The 21,462-nt window shown below is 43.8% G+C and carries 19 protein-coding genes and 1 pseudogene; 6 read left to right on the top strand and 14 right to left on the bottom strand.

Annotated elements, in window-relative coordinates; translation table 11 throughout:
* The gene (locus LC065_RS12140; RefSeq protein WP_226590758.1) at positions 1-1,656 is read right to left on the bottom strand and encodes an acyl-CoA mutase large subunit family protein; all 1,656 of its coding nucleotides are present in this window, start codon (positions 1,654-1,656) and stop codon (positions 1-3) included.
* Between the two features lie 177 nt (positions 1,657-1,833).
* Here LC065_RS12140 and prli42 point away from each other — a divergent pair, with 177 nt between their 5' ends.
* The gene (prli42, locus tag LC065_RS12135; protein ID WP_226590761.1) at positions 1,834-1,947 is read left to right on the top strand and encodes a stressosome-associated protein Prli42; all 114 of its coding nucleotides are present in this window, start codon (positions 1,834-1,836) and stop codon (positions 1,945-1,947) included.
* A 58-nt stretch (positions 1,948-2,005) separates the two neighbouring features.
* On the opposite strand, the gene LC065_RS12130 is transcribed toward prli42, so the two are convergent.
* The 3 genes from LC065_RS12130 to LC065_RS12120 form a co-directional block, all read right to left on the bottom strand.
* Positions 2,006-2,524 (bottom strand): L,D-transpeptidase, encoded by a 519-nt coding sequence (locus tag LC065_RS12130; protein WP_226590763.1) that lies wholly within the window; start codon positions 2,522-2,524, stop codon positions 2,006-2,008.
* A 36-nt stretch (positions 2,525-2,560) separates the two neighbouring features.
* Positions 2,561-3,511, bottom strand: a complete 951-nt coding sequence (locus LC065_RS12125; protein ID WP_226590766.1) for an aromatic acid exporter family protein — start codon at positions 3,509-3,511, stop codon at positions 2,561-2,563.
* Between the two features lie 132 nt (positions 3,512-3,643).
* Complete coding sequence (locus tag LC065_RS12120) at positions 3,644-4,075, bottom strand: BrxA/BrxB family bacilliredoxin (protein WP_226590769.1); 432 nt, start codon at positions 4,073-4,075, stop codon at positions 3,644-3,646.
* Between the two features lie 219 nt (positions 4,076-4,294).
* On the opposite strand from LC065_RS12120, the gene LC065_RS12115 reads away from it, so the two are divergent.
* On the top strand, positions 4,295-4,678 hold the full coding sequence (locus LC065_RS12115; RefSeq protein WP_306163439.1) for a hypothetical protein: 384 nt from the start codon (positions 4,295-4,297) through the stop codon (positions 4,676-4,678).
* Between the two features lie 200 nt (positions 4,679-4,878).
* Here the strand turns inward: LC065_RS12115 and LC065_RS12110 are convergent, their stop codons facing one another.
* From LC065_RS12110 to LC065_RS12075, 8 genes and pseudogenes are all read right to left on the bottom strand, one after another.
* Positions 4,879-6,195 carry a dihydrolipoamide acetyltransferase family protein gene (locus LC065_RS12110; protein ID WP_226590774.1) on the bottom strand — a complete coding sequence of 439 codons (1,317 nt, stop codon included), beginning with the start codon at positions 6,193-6,195 and terminating at the stop codon, positions 4,879-4,881.
* A gap of 19 nt (positions 6,196-6,214) precedes the next feature.
* Complete coding sequence (locus LC065_RS12105) at positions 6,215-7,198, bottom strand: alpha-ketoacid dehydrogenase subunit beta (RefSeq protein ID WP_226590777.1); 984 nt, start codon at positions 7,196-7,198, stop codon at positions 6,215-6,217.
* 15 nt (positions 7,199-7,213) lie between these two features.
* A pseudogene (locus LC065_RS12100) lies at positions 7,214-8,207 on the bottom strand (thiamine pyrophosphate-dependent dehydrogenase E1 component subunit alpha).
* A gap of 19 nt (positions 8,208-8,226) precedes the next feature.
* Positions 8,227-9,648 carry a dihydrolipoyl dehydrogenase gene (lpdA, locus tag LC065_RS12095; protein WP_226590781.1) on the bottom strand — a complete coding sequence of 474 codons (1,422 nt, stop codon included), beginning with the start codon at positions 9,646-9,648 and terminating at the stop codon, positions 8,227-8,229.
* A 15-nt stretch (positions 9,649-9,663) separates the two neighbouring features.
* Positions 9,664-10,749: a butyrate kinase gene (gene buk, locus LC065_RS12090; RefSeq protein ID WP_226590784.1), complete on the bottom strand. Its 1,086-nt coding sequence runs from the start codon at positions 10,747-10,749 to the stop codon at positions 9,664-9,666.
* A gap of 14 nt (positions 10,750-10,763) precedes the next feature.
* Positions 10,764-11,867, bottom strand: a complete 1,104-nt coding sequence (bcd, locus tag LC065_RS12085) for a Leu/Phe/Val dehydrogenase (RefSeq protein WP_226590787.1) — start codon at positions 11,865-11,867, stop codon at positions 10,764-10,766.
* Between the two features lie 11 nt (positions 11,868-11,878).
* On the bottom strand, positions 11,879-12,781 hold the full coding sequence (gene yqiS, locus LC065_RS12080; protein ID WP_226590790.1) for a phosphate butyryltransferase: 903 nt from the start codon (positions 12,779-12,781) through the stop codon (positions 11,879-11,881).
* Between the two features lie 102 nt (positions 12,782-12,883).
* On the bottom strand, positions 12,884-14,959 hold the full coding sequence (locus tag LC065_RS12075; protein ID WP_226590794.1) for a sigma-54 interaction domain-containing protein: 2,076 nt from the start codon (positions 14,957-14,959) through the stop codon (positions 12,884-12,886).
* Positions 14,960-15,094: 135 nt separating this feature from the next.
* Here LC065_RS12075 and LC065_RS12070 point away from each other — a divergent pair, with 135 nt between their 5' ends.
* The 3 genes from LC065_RS12070 to LC065_RS12060 are packed head-to-tail and all read left to right on the top strand — an operon-like array spanning position 15,095 to position 18,021.
* Positions 15,095-15,322, top strand: coding sequence for a DUF2627 domain-containing protein (locus LC065_RS12070; protein ID WP_226590797.1), 228 nt, complete (start codon positions 15,095-15,097; stop codon positions 15,320-15,322).
* A gap of 51 nt (positions 15,323-15,373) precedes the next feature.
* Positions 15,374-17,281 carry a DUF294 nucleotidyltransferase-like domain-containing protein gene (locus tag LC065_RS12065; protein WP_306163438.1) on the top strand — a complete coding sequence of 636 codons (1,908 nt, stop codon included), beginning with the start codon at positions 15,374-15,376 and terminating at the stop codon, positions 17,279-17,281.
* Positions 17,281-18,021, top strand: a complete 741-nt coding sequence (locus tag LC065_RS12060; RefSeq protein ID WP_226590804.1) for a 3'-5' exonuclease — start codon at positions 17,281-17,283, stop codon at positions 18,019-18,021. The genes LC065_RS12065 and LC065_RS12060 overlap by 1 nt, the downstream gene beginning before the upstream one ends.
* Before the next feature lie 567 nt (positions 18,022-18,588).
* Here the strand turns inward: LC065_RS12060 and LC065_RS12055 are convergent.
* Positions 18,589-19,938, bottom strand: a complete 1,350-nt coding sequence (locus LC065_RS12055) for an aspartate kinase (RefSeq protein WP_226590807.1) — start codon at positions 19,936-19,938, stop codon at positions 18,589-18,591.
* A gap of 207 nt (positions 19,939-20,145) precedes the next feature.
* On the opposite strand from LC065_RS12055, the gene LC065_RS12050 reads away from it, so the two are divergent.
* Positions 20,146-20,427, top strand: coding sequence for a hypothetical protein (locus tag LC065_RS12050; RefSeq protein ID WP_226590810.1), 282 nt, complete (start codon positions 20,146-20,148; stop codon positions 20,425-20,427).
* Between the two features lie 39 nt (positions 20,428-20,466).
* On the opposite strand, the gene spo0A is transcribed toward LC065_RS12050, so the two are convergent.
* On the bottom strand, positions 20,467-21,246 hold the full coding sequence (spo0A, locus tag LC065_RS12045; protein ID WP_160914906.1) for a sporulation transcription factor Spo0A: 780 nt from the start codon (positions 21,244-21,246) through the stop codon (positions 20,467-20,469).
* Positions 21,247-21,462 lie beyond the last annotated feature (216 nt).

Below are 21,462 nucleotides of genomic sequence, written 5' to 3'. Positions count from 1 at the left end.
CTACATTCCCGTGTATTCTCCAAATTCCTCTCGTAAAACGTTCGCAATTTCCCCGACGGTGGCATACGCTTTTACCGCTTTCACGATATGCGGCATGACATTCTCTGCCCCTTTTGCAGCTTCTCTTAGTGACTTAAGGCTTGTCTCCACGGAGTCCTGATCGCGGGAAGATCTCACTTCCTGTGTTTTCTTGATTTGTGCTTGTTCCAGTGCTTCATCCACGCGTAACAAGTCTGCATGTATCTCTTCTTCAAGTTTGAATTCGTTCATTCCGACGACGATGTCCTCATTCGATTCGATCCGTTTTTGTGCATCGTAGGCAGCTTTATGAATTTCACGCTGCATATACCCTTCTTCTACCGCCTGGACCGCTCCACCGAATTCTTTAATACGGTCAAGGTATGCATGAGCTTCTTTTTCGATTTGGTCTGTAAGGGACTCCACGAAGTAGGAACCAGCGAGAGGGTCAATCGTGTCTGCTACACCGCTCTCATTAGCAATGATCTGCTGTGTGCGTAACGCAATTCTTGCGGAATCTTCTGTCGGAAGGGCAAGAGCTTCATCCCTTGAGTTGGTATGCAGGCTCTGTGTTCCTCCCATAACAGCAGCGAGTGCTTGTAATGTGACACGTACAATATTGTTATCCGGCTGCTGAGCCGTTAGTGTACTTCCTCCTGTTTGTGTATGGAAACGTAGCTTCCAACTTTTCGGATTCTCTGCTCCATAATGTTCTTTCATGATCTTTGCCCACATGCGGCGGGCTGCCCGGAACTTGGCCGCTTCCTCAAAAAATTGATTGTGAGCATTGAAGAAGAAGGCAAGCCTTGGCGCAAACTGGTCGACTTCGAGTCCAGCCTCGATCGCCGCATCCACATAAGCCATGCCGTTCGCAATCGTAAAGGCGACTTCCTGCACGGCCGTGGACCCTGCTTCCCGGATATGATAGCCGGAGATGCTGATCGTGTTGAATTTCGGTAAATGTTCCTGGCAATACCCGAATATGTCTGTGATGAGCCTCATGGAAGGTTTAGGTGGATAGATATACGTACCTCGAGCAATATATTCTTTCAAAATGTCGTTCTGAATCGTCCCTGTCAGTTTTTCAGGAGCTACCCCCTGCTTTTCTCCAACAGCGATGTACATCGCAAGCAGAATGCTGGCGGGTGCGTTAATTGTCATCGACGTACTTACTTTATCGAGTGGAATTTGATCGAATAACTGCTCCATGTCCTTTAATGAATCGATGGCGACGCCGACTTTCCCTACTTCCCCATCAGCCATAGGGTCATCAGAATCATAGCCGATCTGTGTCGGCAGATCGAAGGCGACCGATAAGCCGGTCTGACCTTGCTTCAATAAATATCGGAATCTCTCATTTGTTTCTTCTGCCGATCCAAATCCTGCATATTGACGCATCGTCCAATAGCGGCTTCGATACATGGTCGGCTGAATCCCTCTCGTATAAGGATATTGGCCTGGAAAGCCGATCTCCTCTATGTAATCCTCATCCATCTGTTCCGGAGTGTATAATCGCTCTACCGGAATATCGGAACTCGTATGAAACGCCTCTTTCCTTTCAGGAAAACGCTCCGTCGTTTTTTCTACATCTTTTTCCCATTTTTGCTTCGGGTGTTGGTCACTTGATGATCTGTTCATAAGAAAGGCCTCCTTATTCAGTCCATTCACACTACTAGCATACCAGAAATGAAGCGCTTACCTATCTAAAAATTACTATCATTCACAATTTTATTGTAAATGATTTCACGCCCTTGTCCAATTTCTCTTTTTTATGTAGAATGTCAGTAGGATTGACTGAGAAGGAGGTTACACACCTTGGCTACAAAAAAACGTTCAAAACGCGAACGCCGTATGAAAGTCGTGATCTATGTCATGATTTTGTCTATGCTTCTATCTAGTGCATTGGCTGGCGCGAGTTTCTTCTTATAATAAATGAATGAAAAAAGCCGAACAGATGGAATGACCATCTGTTCGGCTTTCTTAGTTTCTAGAGTTGTTTTTGTAGGTTATTTTCTTCCCAGTGGCGATATAAATCAGACATTTCCTTTTCGCTGTCTACAATCCATACATCTGCTTCAGCGGGAACCATGTCAAATAAAGCTTCGACATCTTTGTTATTCATGCGGATACAACCAGCCGATACTGATTTGCCGATAGAATCCGGCTGATTTGTTCCATGAATTCCATAAATTCTACCATCTGTTCCTCTTGCATCAAACCCGATCCACCTGCTCCCTAGTGGATTCTTAGGATCACCGCCTGGGATGTCTTTTTTCCGATAGTATGGATCTTTAGCTTTCACTTTAACATTGAACTGTCCTTCCGGCGTCAAGTCCTTCGTCTTTCCTATGGCCGCAGGAGCCTTGAATAGAACCTGGTTGTTTTGGTAGAGGACAACCTCATGGGTCGCTTTGTTTACAATAATAACGGGGTCAGCCGGCGTGTGAGGAGGAAGTAGAGGGTTTAATAAACTGAAAAGTAAAAGAAAGCTGTACAACGCAATCATCCTCTTTTACTAAGAGTTTCCCCTCACGGTTTCCCCCTATACATCACTCTTTTTGAATGATCTTTTTATGATCAGATAGTCCTCTATTTCATTTAATAAATGGAATAGACTGGCTCTTACTTCAAACTCTTCCCGCGTCTCCGGCAGCCGGTCTTCCCGGAAGTCCTCTTTCATCTCTTTCAGCATCCTTAAATAGATAAGGGCTGTATTCCCGGGATGGACAGCATCAGCTAAATCATCGAAAAATTCGGCCATTCGAATGCCATGTGCATCAGATGTCGATATCCGGGATACGAGTGGCAGCATACGTTCCAGAAGTTCAAACTGTTTGGTTCGCATATGAAAATAGTGATAAAAATGATTGTGGGAGCGAAGCAAATGATTTTCTACGTCCCGATAGGAGAGAGATTTGGCCTTCTCAAGAAGGTTAGCAGTCTCCGTTAACTCCCTGCCAGACCAATCATTATCTCCATTACGTAAAAATTGAGCAATTTCTCTCAAAATAATGGAAAAGTTGTTTTCCACCTGATTTCGATACTGATTCAACTTCTTCTCCAGACTAGGCATATATAAATTCAGAAGCAAGGCGGTTCCAATCCCCACGGTAATTAACAACACTTCATTCCAAATAACACTCCAGCCGATATCACCTGAACCGTAGAGATGAAGGATGATGACTGAGCTGGTTACGATTCCAGGTGTGATTTTGAACCACACCGTCGCCGGAATAAAGGCAAACAACATTAATCCAATCGCAATGGGGTTGTATCCCAATAGTTCAAAAAAGGCGAATGAAAACCCCATCGCTAATAAACAAGCAGAAAAGCGATGCCACGCACTTAAAAAGGAACGTTTTCTCGTTATTTGAATACAGAGAATGGTCAAGATTCCTGCTGATGCGAAATTCTCCAGCTGAAGCATCTGAGCAATCCAGATGGCAAACGGTGTTCCCAATGCCGTCTTTATAGTCCGATATCCTATCTTCAATCCTGTGTTCACCTCTGTTCTTTCATTATCTCGCTGATCTAAAAAGATCGAGCGGACTATTATGTAAGGGCCGGGTTTTACGTAAAAAAGGATCTTTGCTTTATAAACAAAGATCCTACGCTTATTGTATTCTTATACTTCTTCGCAATACTCTTCAAAACTGCGCTGAAGCTTTCCGATGACTTCCATCGGTTCAAAACCTTCAATGTCGTGACGCTCGACCATTGTCTGGATTTTGCCATCCTTCAAAAGCGCAAAAGATGGAGAGGAAGGCGGATAACCTTCAAAATATTCACGAGCACGATCTGTCGCTTCACGGTCCTGCCCAGCAAAAACAGTAACAAGGTGATCCGGGCGCTTATCGTAGTGAATCGCATGAGCTGCTGCTGGACGGGCAATTCCTCCTGCACACCCACATACAGAGTTGATCATCACAAGTGTTGTACCTTCTTTATTTAGAGCCTGATCGACTTCTTCAGGTGTCGTCAGTTCCGTATATCCTGCTTGTGTAATTTCTTCACGTGCTTTTGAAACAACGTCGTTCATAAAAATATTAAAATCCATTTGACATGGCCCCTTTATAGAAATGCTATGAACATTTTACCAAGATATCTGACATCTTTCAATTGAATTGTATAGTTAAGAGACAGAAACCCAAGGATTACACTAGTATGACTTCTTAAGCATCAGAAACGTATGGTACGCTTATGTTATCTGAAGGCGCGGTCTAAACATCATACTTTATAAAAATAAGGAAGCGAGCTGACAAAAGGGGGAGGAGACTTGAAAAAAGTAAGTGTCATAATCGTTCTGATCATTTCCTCATGTTTCATTGGACTTTTTTCTTTTATTAAATTTCATACACCATTAGTAAACGGGGCGATTGGTTCTTCGGCAGATAAACAGTCCGTAGTTATTAGTATCGGAAATAAAGGATTCAGTAATATAAAAATTGAGGATGTGCGAATAAATACGAATGAAGAACCTTTGGATAAAAAAGTTCAAGTAAGCGATCCACTCAAAGGTTTTATCGTAGCAGACAGCTTTGATGGGGAGGCGGTAGAGTATGGGCTGACCGATATTCAGGACGTGGTCATTAAGCCAAATACTTCTCCATCATCACAGTTAGATAAGGTGAATAATGGTACCGCTACTAAAAAAAGATAATAGCTACGGTTTAAGCATCATTAACAATAAAGAAATAAATGAAGTGATTATACATTATAACTATCTGGGAATGGCTTTTGAAAAAAGTGTTTCTATCCACCATTAAGCTTGCCTCACTTTTTATTACCAATGATCTTAACCAGAATATATATCTCAAAAAAGCTACCCTCACAAGTGGAGGATAGCTTTTTTCTTTTTACTTAATATACCGATGTGTTGTCTTCTGACATTTTTTCTAAGATCTCTTTCACGCGAGCAAGGAAGTTGCCGGCAACGAGGCCGTCAAGAACCCGGTGGTCTAACGATAGGCATAGGTTGACCATGTCACGTGCTCCGAACATACCATTTTGGTAAACCGGCTTTTTCACAATGGATTCCACTTGCAAAATAGCAGCCTGAGGGTGGTTGATCACACCCATAGACTGGACGGAACCGAAAGAACCTGTGTTATTGACGGTGAATGTACCACCTTCCATATCTTTCGATGTCAGCTTGCCTTGACGAGCTTTGTTCGCAAGGTCTGTAATGTCTTTTGCAATTCCTTTGATGCTCTTTTCATCAGCATCTTTGATAACAGGAACGAACAACTGGTCATCCTTTGCCACGGCGATGTTCAAGTTGATCGCTTTGCGCTGAATGATCTTGTCGCCTGCCCACATACTGTTCAATTGTGGATATTCCTTCAATGCTTGAGCGACGGCTTTCACAAAGAAAGCGAAATAAGTCAGGCTGAAACCTTCCTGTTGTTTGAATTGGTTTTTCTTTGCATTGCGAAGTTCAACCAAATTCGTGACATCCACTTCAACCATCATCCAGGCATGAGGGATTTCCGTCTTCGACTTCACCATGTTTGCTGCAATGGCTTTACGGACACCAGTGACAGGGACCTCGATGTCTCCTTCACCTGCTTGTACATTCGGTGTCTGTTGTGAAGGGGCTGGAGATGGTGCTGCCTTTTGCTCCGCTTGTGCAGGTTGCTCGACTGGCGCAGCTGCTTTAGCTTCCTCTTCTTTAGGAATATCTCCGCTTGCAATGATTTTCTCGATATCTTTACGCGTAATACGTCCACCACGACCGGAACCATCGACTTGATTCAAGTCAATATCATGTTCCTGTGCTAGCGTCATTACGGCTGGAGAATACCGCTTTTTATTGCCTTTGTCCTGTTTTTTCTCAGGTTTACTGGAAGCTGCTGATTTTTCTTCAGCCACCGGCGTTTCCTGTGCAGGCGCATGCTTATTCTCTTCTTTTTCAGGTGCTTCGGCAGACCCCGCACCTTCTACTTCGATGTAGCACATGAGTTCCCCGACTTCAATGGTATCTCCTTCAGATGCGACAAGCTCTTTGATCTCTCCGGAAAAAGAAGATGGGACTTCTGCGTTCACTTTATCTGTCATGACTTCTGCAATGGGATCGTATTTATTCACCTGATCTCCAGGCTGGACAAGCCATGTACTGATCGTTCCTTCTGTGACACTTTCACCAAGCTGAGGCATATTGATTTTTTCTAAACCCACAGGAAACCTCCTCCTTCAATTAAAATTCCGCGAGATCTCTCATCGCTTTTTCTACTTTATCTGGATTCATCATAAAGTGCTTCTCCATCGTAGGAGCATAAGGCATGGATGGCACGTCCGGACCGGCCAGGCGCTTCACGGGAGCGTCCAGGTCGAACAGGCAATTCTCACTGATGATTGCGGATACCTCTGAGATGATTCCACCTTCTAAATTGTCCTCGGTTACAAGCAGGACTTTACCCGTTTTAGATGCCGCTTCGATGATTCCTTCTTTATCCAGTGGATACACTGTACGTAAGTCAAGGATATGTGCATCAATGCCCTCTTCTGCGAGTTTCTCTGCAGCTTGTAGAGCAAAATGGACACAAAGGCCGTACGTAATGACTGTAATATCAGAACCTTCGCGCTTCACATCTGCTTTTCCGATGGGAAGTGTATAGTCTTCATCAGGTACTTCACCTTTGATTAAGCGGTACGCTCGTTTATGTTCAAAGAAAAGAACCGGATCATTGTCGCGGATCGACGCTTTTAACAAACCTTTGACATCATAAGGAGTCGATGGCATCACAATTTTCAATCCCGGCTGATTTGCGAAAACCGCTTCAACGGATTGGGAATGGTACAAAGCCCCGTGGACACCGCCACCATAAGGGGCACGGATAGTAATTGGAGCACTCCAATCGTTATTGGAACGGTATCGGATTTTAGCCGCTTCTGAAATAATCTGGTTAACCGCCGGCATGATAAAATCAGCGAACTGCATCTCAGCTACCGGACGCATGCCGTACATAGCTGCACCGATTCCAACTCCTGCAATTGCGGATTCAGCTAGTGGGGTATCAAGAACTCTGTCTTCACCAAATTCATCGTAAAGACCATCTGTCGCGCGGAATACGCCCCCGCGTTTTCCAACATCTTCACCAAGGACGAACACTTTTTCATCCCGCTTCATTTCTTCTTTTAAAGCTTGAGTGACGGCTTGAATATAAGATATAACTGCCATTATTGCTCCCCCTCCTTACTCTTCGTACACATATTTCATTGCTGATTCTGCTTCCGCATACGCCGCATTCTCGGCATAGTCAGTCGCTTCATTGACGATTTCACTGATTTCGTCATTCATTTCTTTTTCCTTCTCATCCGTCAGGACACCTGTGTCACGCAAGTACTGGGCGAAAGTGACGATCGAATCCTTTTTCTTCGCTTCATCCACTTCTTCACGCTCTCGGTACGTACGGTCATCGTCATCACTGGAGTGCGGGGTGAGGCGGTAGGATACAGTCTCAATTAGTGTCGGTCCTTCTCCATTACGGCCACGATCAGCCGCTGCTTTTACCGCTTCATAAACAGCTAGAGGGTCATTGCCGTCTACTGTGAAACCTGGCATACCATAACCGATGGCGCGGTCAGAAACTTTTTCACAGGCAAGCTGCTTGGATACTGGAACAGAAATGGCATATTTATTGTTTTCAACCATAAAGATAACAGGAAGCTTGTGTACCCCTGCAAAGTTCGCACCTTCGTGGAAATCTCCCCTGGTTGGAAGAACCTTCACCGAATGTTACGAGAGAAACAAAGTCTTTCTTCTCCATCTTCCCTGCCAGAGCAATCCCTACTGCATGCGGAACTTGCGTAGTAACTGGTGAAGAACCGGTAACGATCCGGTTTTTCTTTTGGCCGAAGTGACCTGGCATTTGGCGGCCACCTGAGTTTGGATCTTCTGCTTTTGCAAAACCAGAGAGCATCAGATCTTGAGCGGTCATACCGAATGACAGAACAACACCCATGTCACGGTAGTAAGGCAGAGCATAATCTTTTTCACGATCAAGAGCGTAGGACGCCCCTACTTGGGCAGCTTCCTGACCTTGACAGGAAATGACGAATGGGATTTTACCGGCGCGGTTTAATAACCACATCCGTTCATCGATTCTTCTTGCTAACAACATCGTGCGAAACATGTCCAACACTTGATCATCACTTAAGCCTAAAGCTTTATGGCGATTTTCAGCCATGAGGATCCCTCCTTCATATTTATCCATGGATTTGGTTGCCGTCAACGGCCATAGCCGCTTCCCCGATTGCTTCAGAGAGCGTTGGGTGGGGGTGAATCGTTTCAGCGATTTCCCAAGGGGTGGCATCAAGAACTTGAGCCAAGGCTGCTTCTGAAATCATGTCCGTTACGTGAGGACCGATCATATGCACACCTAATAGGTCTTCAGTTTCTTTGTCAGCTACGATTTTGACAAAGCCATCGGTTTCTCCGTGTACGAGCGCTTTCCCGATCGCTTGGAACGGAAACTTTCCTACTTTCACATCGAACCCTTTCTCTTTTGCCGCTTTTTCCGTCAAACCAACACTTGAAACTTCAGGATTGGAGTAGATACAGGTTGGCACTTGCTCCGGGTTCATCGGATGTGGGTTTTGGTCTGCCATATGTTCAACAGCAATCATTCCTTCATGAGAAGCTACGTGAGCAAGCTGCATGCCTCCAATGACATCTCCGATCGCGTATATGTGGCTTTCTTTCGTTTGGTAGACATTATTCGTTTGAATGGTCCCGTTTTCAACTTGAATATCCGTGTTTTCAAGACCGATATTGTCAACATTTGCTGCTCTACCGACAGAAACCAACATGCGTTCCGCTTCATACGTAACCGTTTCGCCGTCCACTTCTGCATCAACTTTTACACCAGTGTCTTTCTCGATCGTATCAGGAAGGACTTTAGCGCTTGTAACAATGTCGACGCCTTTCTTTTTCATCTGCTTCAACATTTCCCTGGAAATATCTTCATCTTCGGTAGGAAGGATGTGTGGCAAATACTCAAGAACGGTCACTTTAACACCGAAGTCCGCAAGCATAGAGGCCCACTCAATTCCGATGACCCCTCCACCGACGATGATGATCGATTCTGGAAGTTCTTTCATATGAAGAGCTTCATCAGAACTCATGACAACTTCACCATCGATTTCAAGTCCCGGCAATGATTTAGGACGTGAACCTGTCGCCACCAACACATTTTTAGGAATCAACATTTCGTTTTCTTCCCCATTGTTCATCTCCACAGAAATCGTTCCTGCTGTCGGTGAAAAAATAGAAGGACCTAAGATACGGCCAAAGCCTTCATAGATATCGATCTTTCCTTTTTTCATCAATCCTTGAACACCTTTATGTAGTGTGTCTACAATCGATTGTTTCCGTTCTTGGACTTTTGTGAAATTCAAGGTTGTGTTTTCTGTTGAAACCCCATACCGGTCAGCTTCTTTCGTCTGTTTGAATACTTCAGCACTTCGAAGCAATGCTTTTGAAGGGATGCACCCTCTGTGTAAGCATGTCCCACCAAGTTCTCTTTTTTCTACAATCGCCGTTTTCAGGCCTAATTTTGAAGCTCGGATGGCGGCGACGTAACCGCCTGTGCCACCTCCGAGAATGACCAAATCGTATTCTTGTGCCACCTTGGATTCTCCTTCCTATTCTTGAAAGTTAGGATATTGTTTTGGAACTTCTTCTTTATTAAGCACACGCAACGTCCCCTCATTCAACGCTTCCAGCTCATTTTCACCCGGATACACAAGAACATCTGCAATCCAATGCACACGTTTTGATATCTCTTCAACGAACGCTTTCCCGTAGGCAAGTCCGCCCGTGAGCGCAATCGCATCCACTTTACCTTCCATCACAGCACTCATGCTTCCGATTTCTTTGGCAATTTGGTAAGCCATGGCGTCAAAGACAACTTTCGCTTTTTTGTCTCCATTGGCGACCATCTCTTCAACTTCACGGGCATCGTTTGTGTCCAAGTACGCCATAAGCCCGCCTTGCCCGACCAGCTTCTTCATTACTTCATCGCGATAATATTGGCCGGAGAAGCATAGGGAAACAAGGTCACCAGCAGGAACGGTCCCTGCCCGTTCAGGGGAGAAAGGTCCATCTCCATGTAAACCATTGTTGACATCAATCACTCGGCCTCCAACATGGGCACCTACCGTGATTCCTCCACCCATATGAGTGACGATCAGGCGGGCATCCTTATAGGACAGACCAAGATCAGCTGCCGCTCTTCTCGCGACAGCTTTCTGATTCAAGGCATGAAAGATACTTTTTCTTGGTATTTCAGGCACACCAGAAACACGGGCTAATTCATGGAGTTCATCCACCACGACCGGGTCGACGATATAAGCTCCAATGTTCAACCCTTGTGCAATTTCATTGGCAATGATCCCACCAAGATTAGACGCGTGTTCTCCATTGTATCCATTTTTTAAATCTTCAAGCATCGCGTCATTGACCTCATACGTCCCACCTTCAATGGGACGCAGCAATCCGCCTCTCCCGCACACGGCACTCAATTTGCTGATGTTGATGCCTTCACGGTCAAGTTCGTCGAGAATGACGCGTTTACGGAATTCATATTGATCAATGATTCTCTTGTATGAACTGATATCCTCCGCCGTGTGACGGATGGTTTTTTCAAAAACGACTTCCTGATCATCAAAGACTCCGATCTTCGTAGATGTGGAACCTGGGTTGATGACCAGAATACGATGTGTTTGCAATTCCTAAACCCCCGTTAACCGTTCTGTCTTCTGCTTAAGATGTGTTGACCATTTTGAAGGAACTGACTGCGGGACCTGCGCATACGCTCAATCCGTTCTTCCGCCATACGGTCTGCAGCTGCATATGTTGGAATGTTATCGCGGCGTGAAATTTCAAATACGCGGGATACGTTGTCATAAATCGTTTCCACCCGCTTCATCGCACGATCTTTATTATATCCGTGAAGCTCATCTGCTACGTTGATGACGCCGCCCGCATTGATTACATAGTCCGGCGTATAAACGATGCCTTTTTCATGCAAAATATCGCCGTGTTTTGTTTCCTTCAACTGGTTATTTGCTGCACCAGCAATGACTTTTGCTTTTAGTTGAGGAATCGTTTCATCGTTTATCGTTGCTCCAAGAGCACAAGGTGCATAAATGTCACAATCCACGCTGTAAATATCGTCAGGATCAACCGCTTTTGCACCAAATTCTTCAACTGCACGCTGAACCGCTTCTTTGTTAATATCTGTTACTACAAGATTTGCCCCTTCTTCGTGGAGATGACGGCATAAGGTAAAGGCTACATTTCCAACACCCTGAACAGCCACTGTTTTTCCCTCTAAGGAATCCGTACCGAACCCTTCCTTCGCTGCTGCTTTCATTCCACGATATACGCCATAAGCTGTTACTGGTGACGGGTTTCCGGAAGATCCGAAAGCTGGAGAAATCCCTGTCACATAATCCGTTTCCTCATGAATTAGATCCATATCCTGAACGGTTGTTCCCACATCTTCTGCTGTGATGTAGCGACCATTCAGCCCTTGGATATAACGACCGAAGGCACGGAACATCTCTTCATTTTTCTCTGTTTTAGGGTCTCCGATGATGACCGTTTTCCCTCCACCGAGATTTAGTCCTGCTGCAGCATTCTTGTATGTCATCCCTTTCGCCAAACGAAGGGCATCCTCCACTGCATCATCTTCAGAAGCGTATGTCCACATACGTGTACCACCAAGAGCAGGCCCAAGTGTTGTATCGTGGATGGCAATGATTGCTTTTAGACCTGATTGTTCATCTTGACAAAATAGCAATTGCTCGTAATCGTACTCTTGCATATAGCTGAAAATTTTCATTTTAATTCCTCCTATTGTTGACTGGCTTGTAAAGCTAAAGCCAGTGAATAAATTTTACTTTGAGCATCATCCGCTCGCGACGTCAATACGATCGGAGCTTTAGCCCCACTGATCACACCCGCCACTTTTCCTTTGGCGAAATATATGAATGACTTATATAAGGCATTGGCCACTTCAATGGATGGAACGACGAGGATATCCGCCTGCCCCGCTACTTCTGATACGATCCCTTTTTGTTCTGCCGCTTTTGGATCGACAGCATTGTCAAAGGCAAGGGGACCATCAACGATACAGTTTTTCAGTTGCCCGCGCCTGTTCATTTGCGTGAGCATCGCAGCATCTTGAGTGGCTGTCATGGAAGGATTCACTACTTCTACTGCAGCTAGTGGAGCTACCTTCGGGTTCTCCCAACCAGCCCGTGTAGCTACTTCCACCGCATTGTTGATGATTTGTGCTTTTTCCTCCAGACTTGGCGCGATATTCATCGCTGCATCTGTAAGGTAAATCAGTTTATCCCGGCCTGGAATTTCAAACAACGCGACGTGAGACAGTACCGAACCTTTCCTGAGTCCGTACTCTTTATCCAGGACGGCTTTCAACAGAGATTTTGTATCGATATGGCCTTTCATGACAACATGAGCTTCGCCGGAGTGTACAGCTTTCACAGCGACTTGTGCACTATCCTTCTCACTTGCATGAATGACTTCAATGCCTTCCTGTGATAAATCCAAATCAACAGCTTTTGACTTGTCTTCAATCTCTGATTGATCTCCTACAAGAAAGAACTCAGCCAGGTTGGATGCCCGGGCCATTTTAACTGCCTTCAATACTTCATGATCTGCTGCTTGAGCAACAGCGACCGTTTTCGGTGAGCGACGGTCAATTTGATCGACTAGTTCATCTAACTTTTTCATGCGTCACCTCTTCCCCTCTTCTATACATGCAATATTCATGCCAACTCCTGTAAACACCAAAATAGGTTCACCTGGAGGTTTATTGTCCTGCAAAAGTTTGCATTACGAAAAATTTTGCATGCTTTTTTTGTCCAGTTGATATTTTTCTAATTTATAATATAAATTCCGAATGGAAATCCCTAGAGCTTTGGCTGTTTTCGTTTTATTAAAATCATGAGACCGGTAAGCATCAGCAAGCAAACTCTTTTCATATTCATCTACAGCTTCTTGCAAGGTCTCTCCCAGCCATGGCGCATTTTCCGTAGTACCGCCTGATTCCGTTGTTGCCTTTTTCAGCCGAGGAAGGTGTTCCACTTTGATCGTATCTTCCATATTCTCCATATAAATCATCGCCCGGCCGATAATGTTTTCTAACTCTCTTACATTTCCCGGCCAATCGTAGTCTTTCAATATCCTAAATGCCTCCTCATCGACTGAGGTTACATGCCTTCCATAGTCTTCATTCAGCTTTTGGATCAAATGGTGCGTCAAAAGCTGAACATCTCCGATTCTTTCACGAAGGGGAGGAATGTAAATCGGAAGCCTGTTTAGACGATAATAAAGATCTTCACGGAAATTCTTGTTCATAATCGCTTTTTCCAAATTCACATTCGTGGCAGCAATGACACGGACATCTACATGGACAGGCTTCGTACCACCGACCCGGATGATTTCATTCTCTTGCAGCACCCGCAGCAATTTTGCCTGCATCGGCAAAGTCAATTCACCAATTTCATCAAGAAAAATACTTCCGTGGTTCGCTTCCTCGAACAACCCTTTTTTACCGCCTCGTTTCGCACCTGAGAAAGCACCATCTTCGTAGCCGAACAATTCACTTTCGAGTAAGGATTCTGCTATGGCCGCACAATTGACACGGATAAACTTATTATGGCGCCGCTTGCTCTCGTTATGAATCGCATGGGCGAAAAGTTCTTTTCCCGTCCCCGACTCCCCTCTCAACAAGACGGAAGCTGGCGTACGCGCACCGACTTTCGCTTGTTCAAGAGCCAGGGTCATTTCCTGAGAGTCTCCGATAATATCATCAAACGTGTACTTTGCTTCCAAACTGCGTATGATTTGTCGCGCTCTTTTAAGTTCACTCGTCAACGCTTGAATTTCCGAAACGTCGTGAAGAACCCCCACACTCCCTTTAAGCTTTCCATCAACGATCACAGGGGCGACATTAACGAGAACGTCCTTTTTCGAAGGTCCAACCTTCATACGCACTCCCCGGACAGGTCTTCTCGTACGAAGGACTTTCATGTGCATACTTTCTCCTTCAGATATATCAACCGTTGCCGGCTTTCCTACAATTTCCCCTTCAGAAAGTCCTGTAATCCTCGTGTATGCAGGGTTAATCATTAAACCGCTTCCATTTTCGTCGACAACCGAAATCGCCTCTTCCGAAGAATGAATGATGGCCTCAAGCATCGTTTTCACTTCTTTAAGGTCTGTGATTTCCTCAGCGAGATAGACAACTTCTGTAATATCTTTGAAAACAGCAAAAGCACCGATCACTCTTTGATTCTGCCCGATCATCGGAATTCTTGTAGTCACGACCGTCTTTCCGTTTCCTAAGGCAAGCTTCTGATTTACTTCTTCTTCACGGGAGGCCAGGACTTGAGGAAGCCTCGAATCCGGAATGATTTCATTGATGGGTTCTCCAATCATAGATGAACGCCCCATACCTACAATGCGCTCCGCGCTTCGGTTGATAAATGAAACCTTTCCTTCCTCATCTATCACAATCATTCCATCATGAATGCTGTTCAAGATCAGGTGTTGATTTTCCGTCTGCTGCTTCAATTTTTGCACGAGCGTTTCCTTTTCTTCCAGTAATTCTGCGGTCACATAAGCGACCGATCCCGGGATGACAACCGTTGAGCGTTTTCTGGTTTCACGAATTTCATTGAAAACATGTTCATCCCCTGTGGCTTCGATCACGATATCAATCTCTCTATGTATCCAATCCTGCCACTGGCGGTCTGTAGAAATTCCGTAACTCTCAGCAAGCGCTATCCCCGGTGCATTCGGGTCGATGTCAGTTACTGCAACCACTAACATACGATCCATTTTCTTCAACAATTTCAACAGGGCGGTTCCACCTTTCCCCGCTCCGACTATCAACACACGTTTCATTTCACCACACCCTGCAACTTTTTGCGTAACTTTATCGTACCTTAATCTGCACATTTTAGCAAGTGTGTCTATAGTTCCAACCTGCCCTGCCATTTGATATACTTATTCATGGATTGAATTAAAGGAGTTATGAGTATGCGATTAATTGCTTTACTTTTATTAGTCACCCCAGGTTTGATCGCCGTTTATGGGATAAAATTGATTCGAGATGCCCTTTTTGGCGAATTTCACTCCATCTTTTTTCACATTGCCATTCAAGGACTTGTTGGAATTCTCTTTGTTGTTGGCGGAATGGCCTTCATTGGGGGGTTTATCCTTCACAGAGACAGAAAGCGCAACTTGACCAAAGGGCGGTTCAAATAAAAGGATTAGGACATAGTGAAAATAACACCTGCGAAGAAGGAGTTTTGCTCTGTGACAGAGTTTGAAATGTTTAGAAAGCAATACCCTTTCGATTTGCTTTCTGAGGAAGAATTTGAAGAAGTATTTGGGAAAGCCATGGTCAGAGAATTTTCAAAAAACGAATTCATCATCCATGAAGACCATGAAGATGACACGATCGATATCCACTTCATGGTCTCCGGACTTGCTAAAAATATCATGCACCGGTCGAACGGCCGCCAATTATCAGTGAGATTCTATTACCCGGGAGACCTGGTAGGTGTAATGATTCTCCTCACAAGTGGGGAAATGCGATTTTCTGTTCAGGCATTAGAACCGATCAAAACCATTTGCTTTGAACGTGAATCCTTCTTGAAAGTGATGTCAAACAACAACCACTTTTCAAAAGTTGTGATGGATGGCATCAGCCACTTGATGAAAAGCTTATATGATGAAGTAAAATATAAAAGCTCTACAACAGATGAACAGGATGATCGCGAACTGTACAAGAAGCGTGCAGACGCTTATATGGAGCCCCCTACTTTTATACATCCAGAAGCCTCAATCGAGAAAGCTGCCCGCATGCTGCAACAGCAGAAGATAGAAGCACTGATTGTCAGTGATGACCAGCAATCCATGCTTGGCATGATTGGATATGGTGAAATATTGAAGGCTTACTTTGAGAACGATCACAAGAACCCTGTCAAAGCTTATATGTCTGAAGAAGCTTATGAGATCAATGAGCAAGAATTCATCTATGATGCATTGAGTTATTTGAAGCATCATCCTACAGAAATCATCCCTGTTCTTCATAAGGACAAGGTTGTCGGAATTTTGAGGCAGTCCTCGTTTTTCACGATTAAAAATTCCGTGTACTTCGATCTGACCTATAAAATTTCAAACGCTACGACTATCGAAGAAATCAAACCGCTGTCACCGATTCATAATGAACGTTTCCAAAAATTCATTGCGAGCTTGATTAAAGAACACACGTTCGCTTATGACATAGCGGAGTTGATGACGAACTATAACGATCGGATTCACAAACAAGTGGTGCAGATCGCAGAAGACGAAATGATTCGTGAAGGTCATGGAGCTCCGCCGGTCAATTACTGTTTTCTGGTTATGGGCAGTGAAGGACGGAAAGAACAGGCTTTCTCCACGGATCAGGATAACGCCATTATTCTTGCCGACTATGACAAGAGTAAGCATAAAGCGAAAATCGAAAAATACTTCGAAATTTTCACCCTTAAAATCAATGATATGTTGAATGAATGCGGCTTTCCTTACTGTACAGGTGGTATTATGGCAAAGGAACCGAAGTGGCGTCAGCAAATGAGCGATTGGCAAGGAAGTATCGACCAGTGGATCAACAAAATGGACGCAGAAGAAATTCGGGATTTCACCATCTTCATGGATTTCCGTCCAATTACCGGCGATTATTCTCTTGCTTATGATTTGAAGAAATATGTAACGAAACGCGTTCAAAAATCCTTAAACCTACATCAATTGCTTATGAAAGATACGCTTCGTTTCCGGGTCCCTGTCCAACCATTTGGAAGAATTTCAGGAATTGGTAAAAAGCGGACGCTCAACTTGAAAAAATCAGCGATTATGCAAATTGTCAATGCCATCCGTATTTACAGTATGAAATATGGAATTGAAGAAATTAATACCGTAAACAGGCTTGAAGCTTTAGCTGAACAGGAACGTTTCCACCCGCGTGATGTGGAAAATGCGAAAACAGCCTTGCACCGTCTTATGTTGTTTCGTTTGAAAGCTAATCTTCAACAGTTGGACGACGAAGAACCATTAAGCAATGATTTAAAACTCGGACCTATGAAAAAAGAAGAACGTCGATCACTCAGAGAAGCTCTCATTATCGCCAAACGCCTGCAGCAGGTGCTGGAATTGAGCTATAACCGAAATCGGGTGGTATGATGCTTCCAGTTGACTTACAAATAATAAAGTACCTGCTTTTTGAAAAACCGATGTACTATTTCAAGATCAAACCTTACCTGAAATGGCACACATACCATGAATTAGAAAAACAGCTGCATGTATTCAATAAAAAGGAACATTTTCACAAAAAGCCATTAAAGGATTTGGACTATACCATCTTTGACCTTGAAACCACCGGGTTCTTACCAGAAATCGGACATGAGATCATATCGATAGGGGCAATCAGGCTTCAAGGACTGCATGCTTGCCGAATGGAGAAGTTCCATCAGGTAATCCGGCCGATTCGTCCTGTTAATAAACAAACGTTGCGTTTAACAGGACTATCTCGGGACCGCCTCGATAATGCCAGTCCTTTCATTGAAGGTTTCCGGAACTTCATGGATTTCAGTGAAGGGTCTGTTCTTGTCGCCCATCCAGCTAAATTTGATATGCGATTCTTAAAGGCTATGTTAAAAAGGTGGAAGCTTCCTGATTATGAACCACATGTAATCGACTCCCAACTTATGGCGCAATGGCTTCTGCCGAACGTAAAGCATCAGCTTGACCCCTTGCTAAAGTACGTGGGCATTGATAAAAGGGAGCGACACCATGCATTGAATGATGCTATTATGACGGCAGAATTATTTCGGTATTTGCTTTCAGAAACGATTGATTATGACGTTCACACATTGGGACAATTGAATGAAGTTTTGGCTCAACAGAAAAAAACGAAGCAGTGAAAATCACTGCTTCGTTTTTCTACCTTTTACACATAAACTCCTGATTATTGAAGACTCAGTTTCCAGATGATCCCGGGGTTCGTTGCCTGGTTGATCGTCAGGGGTGGCTGGGAAGCAACTCGCTTTCCTGTGGGGGAGTGGCGAGATTCCTCGGACTAAAGCCCTGCGGGATCTCGCCTATCTCCTTTCTCCCACGGGAGTCTCGCAGCTTCCCAATCCCCCATTCAATATCGGTGAGAAACGAACCCCTTTACCAAGATGAGTTGTCTTCCGCTACCCCGATTGTTACAAGCATAAAACGCTCTGTATCAAGCTTTCAGGGTTCAAATACCTGGGTATGGGAGTATTAATCTTCAGTCCTCTGAGGAGGCTCAAAAGAATAGAGGAAGTTCGATTAAGTTCGGCACGTCCTGCGCCAACATCGAACGCCCCCACCTCGTGTGGGGCAACGCGGAAAGCGAGTCATCCCCCGTAGCCCTAACCACTCAACAAAAGCCTCGAAATTAAGTCTTCCACAATCCTGGCATATCCTTTAATAACTTCCCTCAGCACGGAAAGTAAAGTGGCCTATTCAAAAAACGTGCGATATAGAGATTGGACCGCTTTGCCTAAACCTGAGGACTTGACACCGAACATCATTGATACTTCAGATGACCCTTGGTTAATCATCTCAATATTGACCTCTGCCTCACGGAAAGCTGCTGCTGCACGGCTGGCGATACCAATTGTCTGATTCATACCTTCCCCTACGATCATAATCATAGCCATTTCTCTTTCAATCAAGACGGTGTCTACTTCAAGTTCTTCCTTAATCCGCTTTATAACCTTTTCCTCTTTTTCAGGTGGAAGATGATGTTCACGAATGACGACGGACATGTCATCGATTCCAGAAGGAGCATGTTCGAAAGATACTTCTTCATCTTCTAAAATTTGTAGCAACCTGCGACCAAAGCCGATTTCCCGGTTCATTAAGTATTTACTCACATATAAGTTCAAAAATCCGTCATCGCTTGCAATACCCACGACATGACTTTCCCTTTCTGGTAGTTCTGCTACAATCATCGTTCCAGGTGCCGCAGGGTTATTCGTATTTTTAATGCATACAGGAATTTTTTCTTTGAATGCAGGGATAAGTGCTTCGTCATGAAAGACTGAAAAACCTGCATAGGAAAGCTCTCGCATTTCTCGATAAGTTAATGAGGTCAACTCTTTTGGCTGGTCGACGAACATGGGATTCACACAATAAACGGAATCCACATCCGTAAAGTTTTCATATAAATCTGCTTTTAAACCGGCTGCTACAATGGACCCGGTAATATCAGATCCACCGCGGGAGAACGTCACCAATTCACCTTCTGGCGTATAGCCAAAAAACCCTGGAATAACAAGAATTTCATTACGATGCCTCAAGCTATACAATTTTTCAAAGCTTTCTTCTAAAACCAACGCTCCACCAGGTTGATCTCGGACGAGAATTCCTGCTTCTTTAGGATTTACATAAGAAGCTTCAGCCCCCGTCTTCTGTAAATATGCACTCACTATATGTGCAGATCCATCCTCTCCACAAGCTTTCAAAGCATCAAGCGCATGCTCAGATCCATCTTTCACCAGTTGGATCGCTTCATCAATTTTATCCTTCACTTGTTCCACCACATGGAAGGAGAGCTCGAGCTCTTCGGTCATCGATTGAAAGCGATCGATGATTTTTTTATAAACGGTCTCATCCATTTGGTGCATTTGTATGGATGTACCTAAAGCAATTAGGAGATCCGTCACTTTTTCGTCTTCACTATGACGTTTTCCTGGAGCTGACACAACAACTACGCGTCGATCTTCATCTAAATCCATGATTTTTTTTACCTTTTTAATTTGTCCGGCATCAGCTAGAGAACTGCCTCCGAATTTTACAACCTTCATTTATGCAACACCCCATTAGAGAACGAAAGTAATTAATAATTAAGAATTGTATCACAAAAAAGGTGCACAATTGAACAAAAAATTAGAAAAAAACAAACGAACTGCGAAATTTGACGGAAACATGGGAATTTTTACATTTATTCTATAAATTTGTTACATCTTTTGGTATTTTTAGATATGATGGATGATAAGAGGAAGGGTGGTTCTATGGTTTTAAAAAGGGATGGATTTGGTGGATTCAGGTATTATCCCGAAGATAGTGAATTAACCATACTATGTACATACGAGGATCAAGGGCACACCTTTGTCATCATTCAATACTTGGACCTCCCTTTCAGTTACCGGCTAATTAACAGAGATGGATTATTTTTATTAGAGGAAGAGCTTTTTGATTTCTTACACAACGAAATTGAAGACATTGATGCAGGTATATATGAAAATGTGCACCTAGCCAAAGAAATCACTGAACTGATGACAACACAAAAATAAAAGCACGAAAGATGTTTGTACATCTCTCGTGCTTTTTCCTTAACTCGCTTTATGCTCTAAACGTAAGCGATCCGCCACCATGGCGATAAACTCACTGTTTGTCGGTTTTGCTTTTGTATTGGAGATTGTATAGCCGAAAAGAGAAGAAATGGCATCGATGTTTCCTCGATTCCAGGCTACTTCAATCGCATGCCGAATGGCACGCTCCACTCGGGATGCCGTCGTGTTATATTTCGTGGCAATATCCGGATAAAGGACTTTTGTAATTGAGCCTAGAAGTTCAAGATCATGGTAAACCATCGTAATGGCTTCCCTTAAATATTGATAACCCTTAATGTGTGCAGGTACTCCCACTTCATGGATAATGTGAGTGATACTTGTATCAAGGTCAGGTTTTTTCGATTTGGTTGATGTGTAACTGTTCCCCAATGCACGATTGATGGGGTCGCCTGCATGTTTTATCTGACGAACTTGCTCCCCGAGATGGTCAAGGTCGAATGGTTTCATCATAAAGTAAGCGGCTCCAAGTTCCACCGCTTTCTTTGTGACTTCTTCTTGACCGAACGCCGTCAACATGATAACTTCTGGATGCTTGTCCATGTCTTTTAACTTGTTCAACACAGCAAGACCATCTAAATGCGGCATAATGATATCCAAAATTAATACATCGGGTTTCTTCTCCTCAACCATTTGAAGACAATCTTTACCATTATAAGACGTACCTACGACATCAATATCCGACGCATCATCAAAATATTCCTCAAGTAGCTTTACAAGCTCACGGTTATCATCAGCAAGACAGACTCGAATCTTTTCCATTTATTTTTCCTCCTTACAAAATAGTCCTTCTTTTTTCCGTAATACACATATTCGACACCCAGGAATTTAACCCTCTTTTATTATAACAAAAAAATTTCAATATTTGAGATTATCTTGAAAAAGCTTTAAAATACTCATGAATTCGCACATATTCGACAACCTCATTTACCTTTTGTCGAAATTTGTCGAATGAATATTTATTGAATTCAATAAAAA

This window comes from Halobacillus litoralis (assembly GCF_020524085.2).
GTDB classification, from domain to species: Bacteria; Bacillota; Bacilli; order Bacillales; family Halobacillaceae; genus Halobacillus; species Halobacillus litoralis_E.
The sequence above is the reverse complement of the archived record's forward strand: the minus strand, read 5'-3'. Positions and strand labels throughout refer to the sequence as shown.